Source organism: Mycobacterium sp. NGS50 (genome assembly GCF_059812545.1).
Genome location: NZ_JCALCW010000001.1, coordinates 248,998 through 262,528, shown reverse-complemented (window position 1 = coordinate 262,528; position 13,531 = coordinate 248,998). Strand labels below are relative to the sequence as shown.

Annotated in this window: 18 protein-coding genes and 4 tRNA genes; 11 read left to right on the top strand and 11 right to left on the bottom strand. The window is 67.3% G+C overall.

Annotation, left to right across the window (positions count from 1 at the left end):
* Positions 1 to 4: 4 nt before the first annotated feature.
* The 4 genes from AC5Y36_RS01370 to AC5Y36_RS01355 all read right to left on the bottom strand — a co-directional run bounded on the left by AC5Y36_RS01370 (position 5) and on the right by AC5Y36_RS01355 (position 5,081).
* On the bottom strand, positions 5 to 2,047 hold the full coding sequence (locus AC5Y36_RS01370) for an LCP family protein (protein ID WP_500039064.1): 2,043 nt from the start codon (positions 2,045 to 2,047) through the stop codon (positions 5 to 7).
* A gap of 195 nt (positions 2,048 to 2,242) precedes the next feature.
* Positions 2,243 to 3,406, bottom strand: a complete 1,164-nt coding sequence (dusB, locus tag AC5Y36_RS01365) for a tRNA dihydrouridine synthase DusB (RefSeq protein WP_500039124.1) — start codon at positions 3,404 to 3,406, stop codon at positions 2,243 to 2,245.
* The gene (locus AC5Y36_RS01360; RefSeq protein ID WP_500039063.1) at positions 3,403 to 4,404 is read right to left on the bottom strand and encodes an acyl-ACP desaturase; all 1,002 of its coding nucleotides are present in this window, start codon (positions 4,402 to 4,404) and stop codon (positions 3,403 to 3,405) included. Before AC5Y36_RS01360 ends, dusB begins: the two co-directional genes overlap by 4 nt.
* 62 nt (positions 4,405 to 4,466) lie before the next feature.
* Complete coding sequence (locus tag AC5Y36_RS01355) at positions 4,467 to 5,081, bottom strand: TetR/AcrR family transcriptional regulator (protein WP_500039062.1); 615 nt, start codon at positions 5,079 to 5,081, stop codon at positions 4,467 to 4,469.
* Positions 5,082 to 5,151: 70 nt separating this feature from the next.
* Between AC5Y36_RS01355 and AC5Y36_RS01350 the strand changes: the two genes are divergently transcribed.
* A complete protein-coding gene (locus AC5Y36_RS01350; RefSeq protein ID WP_500039061.1) occupies positions 5,152 to 6,168 on the top strand; it encodes an oxygenase MpaB family protein in 1,017 nt (338 codons plus the stop codon).
* Positions 6,169 to 6,262: 94 nt separating this feature from the next.
* On the opposite strand, the gene AC5Y36_RS01345 is transcribed toward AC5Y36_RS01350, so the two are convergent.
* Positions 6,263 to 6,469, bottom strand: coding sequence for a zinc transporter Slc39a7 (locus AC5Y36_RS01345; RefSeq protein ID WP_500039060.1), 207 nt, complete (start codon positions 6,467 to 6,469; stop codon positions 6,263 to 6,265).
* Between the two features lie 5 nt (positions 6,470 to 6,474).
* Positions 6,475 to 6,861, bottom strand: a complete 387-nt coding sequence (locus tag AC5Y36_RS01340; RefSeq protein WP_500039059.1) for an ArsR/SmtB family transcription factor — start codon at positions 6,859 to 6,861, stop codon at positions 6,475 to 6,477.
* A 212-nt stretch (positions 6,862 to 7,073) separates the two neighbouring features.
* On the opposite strand from AC5Y36_RS01340, the gene AC5Y36_RS01335 reads away from it, so the two are divergent.
* A complete protein-coding gene (locus AC5Y36_RS01335; RefSeq protein ID WP_500039058.1) occupies positions 7,074 to 7,274 on the top strand; it encodes an excalibur calcium-binding domain-containing protein in 201 nt (66 codons plus the stop codon).
* A 95-nt stretch (positions 7,275 to 7,369) separates the two neighbouring features.
* On the opposite strand, the gene AC5Y36_RS01330 is transcribed toward AC5Y36_RS01335, so the two are convergent.
* A tRNA-Lys gene (locus AC5Y36_RS01330) sits at positions 7,370 to 7,445 on the bottom strand.
* 125 nt (positions 7,446 to 7,570) lie between these two features.
* Between AC5Y36_RS01330 and AC5Y36_RS01325 the strand changes: the two genes are divergently transcribed.
* From AC5Y36_RS01325 to AC5Y36_RS01315, 3 genes are all read left to right on the top strand, one after another.
* Positions 7,571 to 7,643 (top strand) — tRNA-Glu (locus tag AC5Y36_RS01325).
* Between the two features lie 35 nt (positions 7,644 to 7,678).
* Positions 7,679 to 7,755 (top strand) — tRNA-Asp (locus tag AC5Y36_RS01320).
* Between the two features lie 27 nt (positions 7,756 to 7,782).
* Positions 7,783 to 7,859 (top strand) — tRNA-Phe (locus tag AC5Y36_RS01315).
* Positions 7,860 to 7,907: 48 nt separating this feature from the next.
* Here the strand turns inward: AC5Y36_RS01315 and AC5Y36_RS01310 are convergent.
* The 3 genes from AC5Y36_RS01310 to AC5Y36_RS01300 are packed head-to-tail and all read right to left on the bottom strand — an operon-like array spanning position 7,908 to position 9,052.
* Complete coding sequence (locus AC5Y36_RS01310) at positions 7,908 to 8,342, bottom strand: type II toxin-antitoxin system VapC family toxin (protein ID WP_500039057.1); 435 nt, start codon at positions 8,340 to 8,342, stop codon at positions 7,908 to 7,910.
* Complete coding sequence (locus tag AC5Y36_RS01305) at positions 8,339 to 8,593, bottom strand: antitoxin (protein ID WP_500039056.1); 255 nt, start codon at positions 8,591 to 8,593, stop codon at positions 8,339 to 8,341. The genes AC5Y36_RS01310 and AC5Y36_RS01305 overlap by 4 nt, the downstream gene beginning before the upstream one ends.
* Positions 8,594 to 8,629: 36 nt before the next feature.
* The gene (locus tag AC5Y36_RS01300) at positions 8,630 to 9,052 is read right to left on the bottom strand and encodes a WhiB family transcriptional regulator (RefSeq protein ID WP_500039055.1); all 423 of its coding nucleotides are present in this window, start codon (positions 9,050 to 9,052) and stop codon (positions 8,630 to 8,632) included.
* A gap of 143 nt (positions 9,053 to 9,195) precedes the next feature.
* Between AC5Y36_RS01300 and AC5Y36_RS01295 the strand changes: the two genes are divergently transcribed.
* The 6 genes from AC5Y36_RS01295 to AC5Y36_RS01270 all read left to right on the top strand — a co-directional run bounded on the left by AC5Y36_RS01295 (position 9,196) and on the right by AC5Y36_RS01270 (position 13,316).
* Positions 9,196 to 9,957, top strand: a complete 762-nt coding sequence (locus tag AC5Y36_RS01295; RefSeq protein WP_500039054.1) for a helix-turn-helix domain-containing protein — start codon at positions 9,196 to 9,198, stop codon at positions 9,955 to 9,957.
* On the top strand, positions 9,947 to 10,771 hold the full coding sequence (locus AC5Y36_RS01290; RefSeq protein WP_500039053.1) for a C40 family peptidase: 825 nt from the start codon (positions 9,947 to 9,949) through the stop codon (positions 10,769 to 10,771). The genes AC5Y36_RS01295 and AC5Y36_RS01290 overlap by 11 nt, the downstream gene beginning before the upstream one ends.
* 41 nt (positions 10,772 to 10,812) lie before the next feature.
* On the top strand, positions 10,813 to 11,160 hold the full coding sequence (locus AC5Y36_RS01285; protein ID WP_500039052.1) for a DUF4226 domain-containing protein: 348 nt from the start codon (positions 10,813 to 10,815) through the stop codon (positions 11,158 to 11,160).
* Between the two features lie 78 nt (positions 11,161 to 11,238).
* Positions 11,239 to 12,639 carry a DUF4226 domain-containing protein gene (locus AC5Y36_RS01280; RefSeq protein WP_500039051.1) on the top strand — a complete coding sequence of 467 codons (1,401 nt, stop codon included), beginning with the start codon at positions 11,239 to 11,241 and terminating at the stop codon, positions 12,637 to 12,639.
* Positions 12,640 to 12,690: 51 nt separating this feature from the next.
* Entirely contained in the window at positions 12,691 to 13,008 is a 318-nt protein-coding gene (locus AC5Y36_RS01275; RefSeq protein ID WP_500039050.1) for an ESX-1 secretion-associated protein, read from the top strand.
* Positions 13,005 to 13,316 (top strand): DUF2694 family protein, encoded by a 312-nt coding sequence (locus AC5Y36_RS01270; protein WP_500039049.1) that lies wholly within the window; start codon positions 13,005 to 13,007, stop codon positions 13,314 to 13,316. Before AC5Y36_RS01275 ends, AC5Y36_RS01270 begins: the two co-directional genes overlap by 4 nt.
* Positions 13,317 to 13,326: 10 nt before the next feature.
* On the opposite strand, the gene AC5Y36_RS01265 is transcribed toward AC5Y36_RS01270, so the two are convergent.
* The gene (locus AC5Y36_RS01265; protein ID WP_500039048.1) at positions 13,327 to 13,470 is read right to left on the bottom strand and encodes a hypothetical protein; all 144 of its coding nucleotides are present in this window, start codon (positions 13,468 to 13,470) and stop codon (positions 13,327 to 13,329) included.
* Between the last annotated feature and the right edge of the window lie 61 nt (positions 13,471 to 13,531).

Below are 13,531 nucleotides of genomic sequence, written 5' to 3'. Positions count from 1 at the left end.
GCGGTTACTCGCAGGTGGTGTCGGCTGCGTTGGTAACCGTCAGGTCTTCGGGCAGCTCGGTGGCCGGGGTGGCGGGACCGCGGCTCATCTGCACGCTGACCGAGGAACCACTGGGCGCCGGGCTGCTGACCTCACGGAAGTCGGGGCCGAGAACCACCTGCACCACTTGGCCCTTGCCGGTGGTGCGTTGGATCGGGGCGTTGGCGAACGCGGACGCCACGGTGGCGGCGGCCTGTTCGTTTCCGGGTGAGAAAAACACCGTGGTGGACTTCAGCGAGTTCGGATAGTCGTTGGGTTCCATCACGTTGAAGCCGCGCTGCTGCAGTTCGTCGCTGGCGTTGGCGGCCAGCCCCGACTCGCCGGTGGCGTTGGACACCTGCACGGTGATGTCCTGCGGGGCGGTCGTCACCTCCTGCACCATCTGCTCGTTCTGCGGACGGGCCGGCTGGCTGGGCCGGGCGGTGGTGGCCTGGCTGGCCGAGACCGTGGTGGCGTTCTGATCGTTCTCGCCGGGCAGCGGGTCGTCGTTGATGATGGCGTCGAACAGGGCCCGCACGTCCGACATGCGCGGCGGCTCGTCACCGTTCTCGTCGGTCTCGCCGGTCGGAATCGTCACGAAGGTGATGTGCCCGGCCGCCAGCCCCTGCAACGACTGGCCGAGGGTCACCAGATCCTTGGTCTTGACGTTGTCCACCGAGGTGTTGCCGATGAACATGTTGACGACGTTGTTCAGCTTGCCCAGCGAGAAGAACGTGTCGGTGGAGATCAGCGAGCGCAGCAGCGACGACAGGAAGCGCTGTTGCCGCTTGATCCGGCCGTAGTCGCCGTTGTATTCGGTGGTGACGTTGCGGGCACGCACATAGTTCAGCGCGGTGGTGCTGTCGATGACCTGGCGCCCGGACTGGTCGAGCACGGTGCCCAACTCGTTGTCGTAGAGCGGGGTGGTACTGCAGACCTCCACGCCGCCCAGGGTGTCGACCATCTTGGTGAAGCCGAAGAAGTCGACGGCCATGAACCGGTTGATACTCAACCCGGACAGCTTTTGGATCTCCTTGACCAGGCATTTCGGCCCGCCATAGGAGTACGTCGAATTCAGCTTCGTCGCGGTGTACACCATGTCGTCGCCGTAGGTGCCGCTCTTCTCGTCGTAGAGCGGACCGTAGGCGCCGGTATCGGGGTTCCACGCCTGGCAGTACAGCGGCGTGATGGCCAGGTCGCGGGGGAACGACACCACCACCACCCGTTGGCGGTTGGCCGGGATGTTCACCAGCATGATGGTGTCCGACCGGGCACCGCCGGCATCTTCGGTGTCGCCGGCACCCATCTCGCCGTTCGCCCCGGCCCGGGTGTCGGCGCCGACGATCAGGAAGTTCTCGTCGCCGTACTGGGCGTGCGGGTCGAGGATGTCGTGCGAATCCGGGTCGAGCGCGCTGACGGTGTTGAGCTTGTTGTTCTTCGACGCGCTCCACTGGTAGGCACCACCGGTCAGCACCAGCGACAGCACCGCCAGCAGCGCGGCCGCCGCGCGTGCGGCCAGCAGCATCGGTCGGCGACCGGAGTGCGACTTCTCCTCGTCATCCGCCGGCGATTCCGCCGGCAGCTCACCGATGCGCGCCGGGGTCGCCCGGCTCGGTGTTTCGGGCTCCGGTGCGCGAGCGGCCGCCAGCCTGTCCAGGTCGGGGATTTCCGAGGCGTACGCCGCGGGCAGGCCGTGCACGCTGTACCAGGTCTTGGGCCGCTGGGGCTCCGGCTCGAACTCGGGCTCGGGGTCGACGTCGGGGGCGGCATGGCGGCGGCCGGGCCCGCTGGGGGCACCGACCTTGGCGATCAGGTCGGCGACGGTGACCGCGCCGCCGGCGTGGGAGCGGCTTGCCGCGCGGGCCGGTGCGGACGGCGCAGAGCGGCGGCCCACCGCGTTGGCGGCCTGCCAACGCTCCCACGGCGCGGCGCCTGGCGCCGACGATTCCGGTGCGGTAAGCCGGTTGATGTCGCCGTCGGCATCGGGTCGGCGCCGACGACCAGGAGTGGCGCAATCGCCGTCACTCATGTCGTCGTGGCCTCCGAATGTAGGTGCCGCCGTGTCGGTGCCCGTAGGTCACCGCGGTGCTAACGGTGTGGCACTGCTCTAGCCGACGCTGCCCGTCGCGGGTCGCGCAGGAGTCGCGCCCGCCCTCGTGCGGTGCAACAAGTTCTAGATTCTACTAAGAACCCCCGGTCGGCGCGATGTCGACTAGGTCTCAGTTCAGCCGCCGGAATGCATGACGTCGGCGCCTGCCGGCACCGTGCAGTCGTCGGGGTCGGTCAGCCAGCCGTCGGGCAGGGCCACCGAGGCGGGCGAGCCTTGCCGGCCCCGCGGGCCGGCGCCGGCCGCCGGGAACGGCACCTCCGGGTCGAGTTCGCCGACCAGCGCGTCCAGCTCCGCCAGGGTTTTGACCAGCGCCAATGCCCGTCGAAGGTCGGCGCCGGCGGGAAAGCCGTGTAGATACCAGGCGACGTGTTTGCGGATATCGCGCATGCCCTTGTCTTCGCCGAAGTGCTCGGCGAGCAGGGCGCCGTGCCGGCGGATGATGCCAGCGACCTCGCCCAGAGTGGGCGGTGTGGGCGCCGGTCGGCCGGTGAACGCCGCCGACAGCTCGGCGAACAGCCAGGGCCGCCCCAGGCAGCCGCGGCCGATCACCACACCGTCGCAGCCGGTGGCGGCCATCATCGCCAGCGCGTCGCTGGCGTCGAAGATGTCGCCGTTGCCGAGCACCGGAATAGACGTGACGTGGGCTTTGAGCGCCGCGATCTGGTCCCAGTCGGCGGTGCCGGAGTAGCGCTGCGCGGCGGTGCGGGCATGCAGCGCCACGGCGGCCGCCCCTTCGGCTTCGGCGATACGGCCGGCGTCGAGGTGGGTGCGGTGGGCGTCGTCGATGCCGATCCGGAACTTCACCGTCACGGGAATGTCGGTGCCCTCGGTGGCGCGTACTGCGGCCGCGACGATCTGGCCGAACAGCCGCCGCTTGTACGGCAGCGCGGCCCCCCCGCCGCGGCGGGTCACCTTGGGCACCGGGCAGCCGAAGTTCATGTCGATGTGGTCGGCGAGGCCTTCGTCGGCGATCATCTTCGCCGCGGCGTAGGTGGTGTCCGGGTCCACGGTGTAGAGCTGCAGCGACCGCGGCGACTCGTCCGGCGCGAACGTCGTCATGTGCAGGGTCACCGGATGGCGTTCCACCAGGGCACGTGCGGTGACCATCTCACAGACGTAGAGCCCGCTGACCGTACCGGCCCGGGCCTGCTCCAGCTCGCGGCACAGGGTGCGGAACGCGACGTTGGTCACACCCGCCATCGGCGCCAGCACCACCGGGCTGGCCAGCGTGATGGGGCCGATCTGCAGTGCGGAGCGTTGGTCTAGATCAACGCTTATGACGCCAGCACCTTCTTGCCGCGGGCGGCCAGCCGCTCGGCCTTGCGGGCTTCGCGCTCCAGGTAGCGCTGCTTGGAGATCTCGAACTTCTCGCAGGCCGCCTCGAGTTCCTCGATCAGCAGGGCCAGATCGTCGCGCTGCTCGGCGGCTTTGCCGGTGAAGTCGTCGCGCTCGAAGATGCGCCACTTCTTCAGCACCGGCATCACCACGTCGTCGAGGTGGATGCGCGGGTCGTAGACGCCGCCGGCGGCGATGATGACCGCCTTGCGGCGGAATTCGGGCACCACGTAGCCCGGCATCTGGAAGTTGCGCAGCACCCGGTGCAGCGAGCGCATCGCCTGGTTGGGGGCGATGTCGAAGCCGGCTTCGCTGATGTCGCGGTAGAAGATCATGTGCAGGTTCTCGTCGGCGGAGATCTTGGCCATCAGCTTGTCGGCGACGGTCTCCTCGCACGCCTTACCGGTGTTGCGGTGCGAGATCCGGGTCGCCAGCTCCTGGAAGGTGACGTAGATGACCGAGTCGAACAGGCTCTCGGCGAACAGGTCGTCCTGCACCTGGTGGTTCTGTCCGGGGCTGAAGCCGCGGTTGACGGTCTCCATCCGCAGAGTTTCCAGCTCCACCGGGTCGACGTTGCGGGTGACCACCAGGTAGTCGCGCAGCGCGATGCCGTGCCGGTTCTCCTCGGCGGTCCAGCGGTTGACCCAGGTGCCCCACGGGGCGTCCATGGTGAAGTTCATCGCGATCTCGCGGTGATACGACGGCAGGTTGTCCTCGGTCAGCAGGTTCTGCAGCATCGCGACCTGGGCGACCTCGGACAGCTTGGCCTGCTCGGGATCCCAGTCCTGCCCGCCCAGCGCGTAGTAGTTCTTGCCGTCCGACCACGGGATGTAGTCGTGCGGGTTCCAGTCCTTGTGCATGCTGAAGTGCCGGTTGACGTTTGCCTCGACAACAGGCTCGAGTTCGTGCAGCAGTTGCAGGTCGGTCAGGTTTTCCGACATGGGCCCTCCCGGTTATCTGTATCCGACGGTTGCAGGAAGAATATCTGTGTATGTCAGTATCATCAAGTTGGCTCGCTGGCCGCGCGGCCGGCTTTAGCGACTTGTGACCTGCTGAGCAGCATCTCGACGCAGTAGTCGATGAATTGTGCGCGGGTGACCGGCAGGCGGCCGTTGAGGTATTCGGTGAACAGCGCGGTCAGGCCGCCGATCAGGCTGGTGGCGACCATGGTCTGGCGGGCCTGGTCGCCGATGCGGGTCAGCTTTCCCTGCAGCAACTCGATGAAGTTGGGCATCCACTCCGCGCCCGACACCGTCAGCACCGGTTCCACCTGCGGCGCCAGCAGCAGCACCCGCCCGCGCACCGGGTCGTCGACCATCAGGGCCACGAACTGCTCTACCGCCTCGCGCGGTGTGGTCGCCGACATCAACGCCGCCATGGCGCGGGCGCAGACGTCGTCGTAGACGGCGCGGACGAAGACGTCGCGGTCGGCGAAGCTTTCGTAGAAGTAGCGCTCGGTCAGCCCGGCCTGACGGCACACCGCGCGCACCGTCAGCGCCGGCCCGCATTCGTTGCCGAGCAGATGCACCCCGGCGGCGATCAGTTCGTCGTACCGCAGCGCCGCGCGATCTTCCAAGGGGACACCGGACCAGCGGGCCCGTCGTTGACCGGACGGCACGTCTCTCCTAGGCTCGCGATGACAACGCATGTAGTCAAAAATGCCCTGAACCCGACAGGAACACTGACCAGTGACTCAAGATACGTCTGAGGCGTGCCCGATGACCAGCCGTGACGCGCTTTCCGAGGGCGCGACGGGCGGCTGCCCGGTCTCGCCGCTGGGCTACGACGCGCCGCCGGCGCCGCTCGGCCCGGACTCGCTGACGTGGCGCTACTTCGGTGACTGGCGCGGCATGCTGCAGGGCCCGTGGGCGGGATCGATGCAGAACATGCATCCGCAGCTGGGGGCGGCGGTCGAGGAGCACTCGACGTTCTTCCGGGAGCGCTGGCCGCGGCTGATGCGCTCGCTGTACCCGATCGGTGGGGTGGTGTTCGACGGTGACCGCGCCCCGGTGACCGGCGCCGAGGTGCGCGATTACCACGTCAACATCAAGGGGGTGGATGCGGCGGGCCGGCGGTATCACGCGCTGAATCCCGACGTCTTCTACTGGGCGCACGCCACCTTCTTCGTCGGCACGATGATCGTCGCGGACTGGCTGTGCGGCGGCATCGGCGACGCCGAGAAGCGCCGGCTCTTCGACGAGCACAAGACCTGGTACGCGATGTACGGCATGAGCATGCGGCCGGTGCCGGAGACCTGGGAGGACTTTCAGGCCTACTGGGACTACATGTGCCGCGAGGTGCTCGAGGACAACAAGGCCACCCGCGACGTGCTGGACCTGTCCACCCTGCCGAAACCTCCGTTCGCGCAGGCCATGCCGGACTGGATGTGGGCCGCGCAACGCACCCTGGTGGCGCGGTTCTTCCTCTGGCTGACCGTCGGGCTCTACGACCAGCCGGTGCGGGATCTGTTGGGCTACAGCTGGTCGCAGCGTGACGCCCGCCGGCACCGGCGGTTCGGGAAACTGGTCGGACTGGTGTTCACCGTGGTGCCGCGGCGTTACCGGCGGCATCCGCGGGCACGCGCCGGCTGGGACCGGGCCACCGGGCGCCTGCCGGCCGATGCGCCGCTGGTGCACACCCCGGCCCGCAACCTGCCCCCGCTCGACGAGCGGGACAACCCGATGCACTACTGCCCGAAGGTCTGATCCGGCCGTCCGGCCCCTCATCACCCGTCGAGTGTCGGGTTATGGCACGCCTGCGGCGAAATCGCGTGACACAACCCAACACTCGACGCTGGCCTCAGGCGTGGGCGTGGTCGTGGAGCTCTTCTAGGCCGACCTGATGCACGTGGCGATGGGTGTGCTCCGAGCCGTCGTCGTGAATATGGGTATGTTCGTGCTCGACGTGGTCGTGCTCGTGCGAGGTGTGCGGGTGGGTGTGGGTCAGCTCGCCGTGGCTGTGCTCGTGGGAATGCGGCGCCTCGTGCGCATGGTCGTGGTGGCTCATGTCGTTCATCTCCTTTGGGTGGTGGGGTCGGTGACCATCTGCAGCCCGGCGTCGGCGCGGTGGTGCGGTGGCACCCCCGGACCGGCGTGCTCGGCGTTGAACACGGCGTCGGTCACCAGTTGGCGGACGTGTTCGTTCTCCAGGCTGTAGAAAATCGTGGTGCCGGCCCGCCGGGTGCGGACCAGTCGGGCCATCCGCAGCTTCGCCAGGTGCTGGGACACCGACGGCGCCGGTTTGCCGACCTGTTCGGCGAGTTCGTTGACCGAGCGTTCGCGATCGGCCAGCGCCCACAGCACCTGCACCCGGGTGGCGTCGGCCAGCATCCGGAACACCTCGACCATCAGGGCGACCTGATCGTCGGGCAGCCGCTCTGCAGATTTATCTGCATTCATACGCAGATAATAGTTCTCGTGGTGGCGGTGTCAACCCCGGCGGCGCTTCTGGGTGAGAGTGCATCCAGGTAGGCCGTCACTCGACCTTTTCGTACCTGACGGCAATCTCGGTAATCGGCGTTGCGCAGCAAACCCCTGCGGTCATCCACGACTCCCGATTAGTCTCCGATCGTCCACCAGCGTGGACTTGGTGTCTCGGAAAGGTTCGGACCATGGTTTTGCGTGCATGCGTGATCGCGCTCGGTTTGTCGGTCGTCGGTGGATTGGCCGGTGCCGGGACTGCGATCGCGGATCCCCCGTACAGCAGTTGTAAAGACGCACGTGCCGACGGCCGGCACGACATTCCGCGCGACGACCCGGCTTATTCACCAGGTCTGGACCGCGACGACGATGGGATCGCGTGCGAGTCCTAGCGGAGCCGCCCCAGTGATTCAGATCACGTAGGCGACGCGGCGCATCCAGCGGGTGCCGGCCAGACGCGGACGCTCGATGACTCTCCGGCCCCTCGTGGTGCCCCCAGCAGGGCTCGAACCTGCGACCTGCGGATTAAAAGTCCGTAGCTCTACCAACTGAGCTATAGGGGCGTGCGGGGAACACAATACTGCGTGCCCGAACCGCGCTGCGTTTGAGGATTGGGCGTTCGGTACCCTAAGCTAGCGAGGCTCCCAACGTGATCACGTTGCGAACACCCCGGAGAGATTCGGTTCTGGCCCCCTTCGTCTAGCGGCCTAGGACGCCGCCCTTTCAAGGCGGTAGCGCGGGTTCGAATCCCGTAGGGGGTACGCAATGCGGCAACGCGGAGCACGTAGTACAGCAAGGCCCTGTGGCGCAGTTGGTTAGCGCGCCGCCCTGTCACGGCGGAGGTCGCGGGTTCAAGTCCCGTCAGGGTCGCCAATACGGCGAGGCACTCGATGCCATCCCGGCCAGGTAGCTCAGTTGGTACGAGCGTCCGCCTGAAAAGCGGAAGGTCGCCGGTTCGATCCCGGCCTTGGCCACCACGATTCATACGTCATGTCGGGGCTCGCCGGCGCCAGCCCCTCAGATGGTCAGGATTCAGCCAGCAGCCCCGCGACCCCGGGCCCGTCTGGCATTACGTGAGCAATGCCCGGGATGCCGGTGAATGCGGCGTCGGCCGAGACCACAGCGACGGCGCCGGCCGCGGCAGCCGCGGCGGTAAGCACCGCGTCGAAGGCGCCCAACCCCGGCGTTGTCTCGAACAGCGTCAAGCCTCGTTGCAGGTGCTCGGTGGTCACGCTGAGAAGCGGCGAGAGCAATTCCGCGTAGTCCCGGCCAAGTGCTGCGGCATCGCTGCGGTCTCGGCGGCGGGCACGCACGTGGACAAACTCCTGAATCACTTCGGCCGTGGTGGTGGCCTCGATGCGCTCCTCGGCGATCGCGGAGATCAGTGCACGACACGGTGAGCGCAGCGGGTGATCGGCCCCCTTGGCGTAGACCAGGACCGTGGTGTCCAACACGATCATCGGCGGTGCGAACGCAACGTGTCGAGTTCCTCGCGGAGTTGGCCGGGATCGGGAACGGGCATGTCCGGGGCATCGAGGAGGCGCCGGCCGGCCGACTTCCGGCGATCGCTGGGGCTTGCGACCCCGCGGTCGATGGCTTCACGCACGACCGTTGCCACCGATACCCCTCGCTCGCGGGCTATCGCGGTAATTCGCCGATGGCGTTCGCCGTCGAGCAAGATCTGAAGCCGATGTTCCAGCGGCATACACATACATTAGCATGCTGTGGTTTTGTTCGGTTCATGCCGTCACGCCGCCGACGACGGGCCCGCCGATCCGGGCAACAGGTGAAACACCGTCGTCCGTACCGGGATCCTGTCGTGTTCGCGATGCGTGAGCAGGGCCGCGTTCTCCGGCAGCTGCCGCGCAGTGATCTCCCCGGAGGCGATCCGACGTAGGGCGTTGTGAGCTCGGGCCAACTCGGCGCGTTTGCGGTACTGCCCGCCGGGAAGCTTCACCCCGGCCCATACGCCATACTCCTCGCCATGCTCGAGTGCGTGGTACGCGCAGCGGCGTTGCTGCGCCAGCGGGCAGCGTCGCAGGCACAGTAGGCGCGCTTCGATCGCGGACTGTTCGTAGACCCGGGCTTTGGCAGCGCCGTCCGCGTCATCGTCGTCGGCGTAGCCGAACCACAGATCCGGGTTGGCCGCGCATGGGCTGGGCTTGGCCATCTCTCCACCTCCGTATAATGAAACATATACGAAAGCGTATACACAAGTGGGCCGTCAACGCAAGCAACACGGATACAAAAACAGATATACAGAGCAGTCGAGTGCAGCGTGTGTACTATTTCGATCATGTCCGGAGCGCGACGGTGAGCCGCGAGTCGGCGGGTGCCGCCCTCCGGTCGCTGCGCGAATCGCGTGACCTGTCGCTGGCTGACTTGGCGGCGGCCACCGGTGTCAGCATCATGGGTCTGAGCTACCTGGAACGCGGTGCCCGCAAACCTCACCGAGGCACAGTTCAGAAGGTAGAGAACGGACTTGGCCTACCATCCGGCACTTACGCGCGCCTGGCGCTCGCCGAGGACGCCGACCGCGAACTCCGCCAGGTGTTGTCTGCGACGGCGCCCGCGGCTACTCCGGACAGGGCCGCTGATCCGGTGGTTGTGGACCGACACGGTGACACCGACGTGCTCGAAGGGTACGCCGAGGCGCAGATCGAGGCGCTTCGTTCGGTGATCGAGAGGCTGCCTGAACAGACATCAGACGAATACGAGACGTATATTCACTCTGTGATCGCGCAGTGCGTGAAAGCGGAGATGCTGGCTGCCAACTCCTGGCGAGTGGCGGTCAATGCGGGCGGAGACTCGGCTGGCCGGCTCATGCAACACCTGCATGACCTCGATGGGATCCGCCGTAGCTTGCTGGCCCGACTGTCGGCCAGCCTCGGTGCGCGGCTGGATCGGGCCTGCGTCCAGTCGCCGCTACCGGAAACGGTTATCGCCACCTTGCTCGGCATCACCGGCGAGCAGATGTGGGACATTCGCAACCGAGGCGTCGTCCCGCCGGGAGCGCTGCCACGGATCCGGGCCTTCGTCGACGCATTCGATCGTGGAGACGCGCATGATCGGTAGTGAAGTCGAGGTCTTGAGCCGCGCCCATCGGCTTTTTTCCACTGACATCCACGAGGCGACGCCCTCCGATGCAGGTACAGCGTTCTATGACCGGTTGTTGGAGCGAACGGCCGCACTGAATGTCGATGCGAGACACCAGCACTATCGGCGGGCGGCAACTCTCGCCCGCGCCACCTTGCTGTCAGCCGCTCAAGCCGACGCCGAGGCCGCGCGCATCCTCGCCGCAGCCCACCTCGACCACGCCGCCGCGCGGGAACGCACCGGGCATCTCGTGGCGGAGGCCCGCGCCGATGCGGCCACCACACCCGATACGCCACTGGCTCAACGGGAGTTGATGCGTAGGCGCGCGGCGCGACTTCGCGCACAACGTGACCATGTGCAGACCGCGCGGCAACGGGCGCGACGCCACCGGCATGGGATGCGTCGCTTGCGATACCCGATGGTTCGCCGCCGCGGTTTACGGTCGCCGGCGCCGAACGGCCGCGCTGCGCGCGCGGTGCGCGCGGCGCTGTCGCGGGTCGGCCGGCCATACATGTGGGGGGCAACCGGACCCAACCGGTTCGACTGCTCGGGCCTGACCCAATGGTCGTATCAGCAAGCCGGCGTGCACCTGGACCGGACCACGTATCAGCAGATACATCAAGGGATTCCGGTGCCGCGCGGGTACGTCCGCCCCGGGGATCTGGTCTTTCCCAGCCCAGGGCACGTGCAGTTGGCGATCGGCCACGACCTGGTTGTCGAGGCTCCGCATCCCGGTGCGTCGGTGCGGGTCAGCCCGTTGGGCATGCATGTGCAGATTCGGCGCCCGGTCTGAGTGGGCATTGACCGTCGGGGGTGTCTGAGTACCGTTGAATGATGGCCGAGCAGACCGGACCGGCGATAGTTGCCCTCGAAGCCGTCCAGGGCGCGTTGATGGCACGCCGCGCCGGCGCGGCCGACAGTGACCAGGTGCTGGCCGAGATCGCTTCCGGTGCACACGCGGCGACAGTTCGGGGTATCGAGCGGTTGTCCTCGATCGCCCGCGAGATCGACAATGCGCTGCGCGGTCCAGGGCGATACGCCGCCGATAATTCCCTGGCGGCACGTGAGTTTCAGAAATTTCTGATCGCCAAGAACCGCGAGATCCTCGCCGTCGTCGCCGAGGCGAACCGGATCGACGCGGTGGGCGGCGCGCGTCTGAAGTCGCTGACCTACCCCGGGTGAATTGTTGCGCGGCGTGCGCATGGGTAGCGTCCTCGCGATGGAGGCGCGTGTCGCGCGGCCCGGCGCGCTGGTGTAGCGATGGCGACGCTCAGGGATGTGCTCGCCGCGATGGCGCATGTCCGCGATTGCAACGGAGACCCGTTGGCGTGGCGGGCCGGCCTCAGTCCCGAACAGGTGAATATCGTTTTGGCGCCGCTGAAAGGTTTCTCGGCAAACCCGGCTCAACTCGACGCGATCCTATCCGTGATCCGCCGAAGTCACCCCGCCCTGTTCAATCCCGCGACCGGTGCACCGATCGCTCCGCCGCCCGCGCCGCCACCGGGCCCGACGACATCCGACGGCCCAAATGACCAGACGCAGAGCGGTGCGGCAGTCGCAAGCATGAAGGAAGCGGAAGCCGCTCTTGCGCTGCAGAATTCAGATGTGGCCGAGTTCGACCGGCTCATGCTTGAGGCGATCGTGACCGCGCACAAGACGACCGAGGAAGGCCAGCGCAAGCTCAACCAGCTCGAGGCGGACCTTGAGACGGCCGTGCGGTCGCGGAAGTTGGATACCCCGCTGGGTGCCCGCGAATTCCAGCGCTACCTGATCGGCAGACTCAAAGACATTCTTGCGGTGGTGGCCGAGGCGAACGACAGCGACGCGTCGCACAAGGCGCTGCTGGCGGCCTTGGTTGCACTGTATGCGCCCGGCGCCGGCGACTCGGGCGGGCCCGCGTCGACGGGTCGCTTCGATGGACCTGCTGAGCCTCCGGACGTCGACGCAGCCCGCTACCTCGACGCGGTCCCCGACGTCGAGGATGGCGCCTTCGAGCCTGTCGCGTCGCCGCCCGGACAACCGGCTCCGACACCCGGCGCGCTCCCCGCTCCGAGCGTCGGCGTACCGGCCGGCGGTCTGCCGCTCGGGCTGCCGTTCTCCGGCGCTCCCGCGGCGGCCGGGCCCTACCGGAGCCCGGAGGACCTCGACGAGGCAACGCTGCCCCCTGAGGACCTGATCAGCGAGGATGAGGGAGAGTCGGCCGAGCCGGTTGACCAGCGGACGGAGGAAGACGAAGGCTCGTCGGAGCCTGCCGAGGGCCCGACCACGGTGACCCTGCCCAACGGTGAGACGGTGACCGCCGGAAGTCCGCAGTTGGCCGCCGTCATCAAGTCCGCCGCCGAGGGGACACCTATCGCAGATGCCTTCCGCCAACAAGGAATCACCATCCCACCACCTGGTACCGCGGTCAGCGAGCCGATTGAGGTGTCGCAGGTGAGCGCAGGTGATATCGGGATGTTCAGCGACCGCCACGCCCTGGCTATCGGCAACGAGAAGGCGTTGCTCGACGGTCAGATTCAGCACATCGCCAACGTGAGCGGGCCGAGTTTCTTAGGCTGGCAGCATCCGCCGCCATCCGCCTCGCCCGCGCCGACGACGACGGACCAGGCTGTGACGGAGGCGCCCGCCCCCACCAGGCCATCGGCGAAGGTCACCGCTTAACGACAGGCGGCCGGCCGGGCTACCGCGTCGGCCACGGCAGAGGAGGTAGGAATGGCAGAGCGAACGCATGTGGTGCCGGAGAACCTGAGCGCCGCGGCCGCCCATCACCAGCAGACGTCGGAATACCTGCGCACCGTCCCGTCGACGCATGCCGCCATCGAGGACAGTCTGACCTCGCTGGGACCCATCTTCAGCGGGCTGGCGCACGCCGGACAAGAATTGCTCGAGCGGCGTCGGCAGTGCTACGAGCAGCAGGCCGACGCACACGCTGAAACCGCCGAAAAGTTGCGTGAATCGCTGCGCCTCTGGCAGCAACAGCAGCAGGATGCGGGCGAGAAGTTCAGCAACGTCATCGATGAGCAGACATGAGCCACGCCAACCCTGACTTCGACACCTTCCACCCGAGCGGGCACATCCTGTTCCGCTCGTGTCGCGGTGGATGTATGCACAGCGTGGCCCTGAGCGAGGAGGCAATGGACACCGACGCCGAGGCGTTGGCGACAGGAATCCTGCTGACCGCAGACGTGTCCTACCTCAAGGCGGCCCTGGAGGTGCGGGGCGAGATAGTCGCCGCCGGCCACACCCCATCCGCAGCGGTTCCCACCGCCGACGATCTTGGTGTCGCAACCGAGAAACTGCTGGCGCATCAATTGCCGCCGCGGGGTGGAAAGCAGTGAGGCTCAGCGCCTAGCGCACCTGAGGCTCGACAGCGTCGGGGTCGGGGAGGATCTGTGTCGGTGGCGGCACCGGCTCGGGGCCAAAGAGTTCGCGGGCGCGTTGCAGCAGGCTGCGGACCTCATCCAACTGCTGTTGCAGCGCACTGTCAGCCATGGCGATCACGTTACCCACGCCACATCAGCCCCACAATTCGCCGACCGAGGTATCAAGCCGA

What these genes read in the sequence shown, in the direction of transcription:
- AC5Y36_RS01370 (WP_500039064.1), bottom strand. Translation starts at nt 2,047, where the DNA reads ATGAGTGACGGCGATTGCGCCACTCCTGGTCGTCGGCGCCGACCCGAT.
- AC5Y36_RS01360 (WP_500039063.1), bottom strand. Translation starts at nt 4,404, where the DNA reads ATGTCGGAAAACCTGACCGACCTGCAACTGCTGCACGAACTCGAGCCT.
- AC5Y36_RS01345 (WP_500039060.1), bottom strand. Translation starts at nt 6,469, where the DNA reads ATGAGCCACCACGACCATGCGCACGAGGCGCCGCATTCCCACGAGCAC.
- AC5Y36_RS01340 (WP_500039059.1), bottom strand. Translation starts at nt 6,861, where the DNA reads ATGAATGCAGATAAATCTGCAGAGCGGCTGCCCGACGATCAGGTCGCC.
- AC5Y36_RS01335 (WP_500039058.1), top strand. Translation starts at nt 7,074, where the DNA reads ATGGTTTTGCGTGCATGCGTGATCGCGCTCGGTTTGTCGGTCGTCGGT.
- AC5Y36_RS01310 (WP_500039057.1), bottom strand. Translation starts at nt 8,342, where the DNA reads ATGATCGTGTTGGACACCACGGTCCTGGTCTACGCCAAGGGGGCCGAT.
- AC5Y36_RS01305 (WP_500039056.1), bottom strand. Translation starts at nt 8,593, where the DNA reads ATGTGTATGCCGCTGGAACATCGGCTTCAGATCTTGCTCGACGGCGAA.
- AC5Y36_RS01300 (WP_500039055.1), bottom strand. Translation starts at nt 9,052, where the DNA reads ATGGCCAAGCCCAGCCCATGCGCGGCCAACCCGGATCTGTGGTTCGGC.
- AC5Y36_RS01290 (WP_500039053.1), top strand. Translation starts at nt 9,947, where the DNA reads ATGATCGGTAGTGAAGTCGAGGTCTTGAGCCGCGCCCATCGGCTTTTT.
- AC5Y36_RS01285 (WP_500039052.1), top strand. Translation starts at nt 10,813, where the DNA reads ATGGCCGAGCAGACCGGACCGGCGATAGTTGCCCTCGAAGCCGTCCAG.
- AC5Y36_RS01280 (WP_500039051.1), top strand. Translation starts at nt 11,239, where the DNA reads ATGGCGACGCTCAGGGATGTGCTCGCCGCGATGGCGCATGTCCGCGAT.
- AC5Y36_RS01275 (WP_500039050.1), top strand. Translation starts at nt 12,691, where the DNA reads ATGGCAGAGCGAACGCATGTGGTGCCGGAGAACCTGAGCGCCGCGGCC.
- AC5Y36_RS01270 (WP_500039049.1), top strand. Translation starts at nt 13,005, where the DNA reads ATGAGCCACGCCAACCCTGACTTCGACACCTTCCACCCGAGCGGGCAC.
- AC5Y36_RS01265 (WP_500039048.1), bottom strand. Translation starts at nt 13,470, where the DNA reads ATGGCTGACAGTGCGCTGCAACAGCAGTTGGATGAGGTCCGCAGCCTG.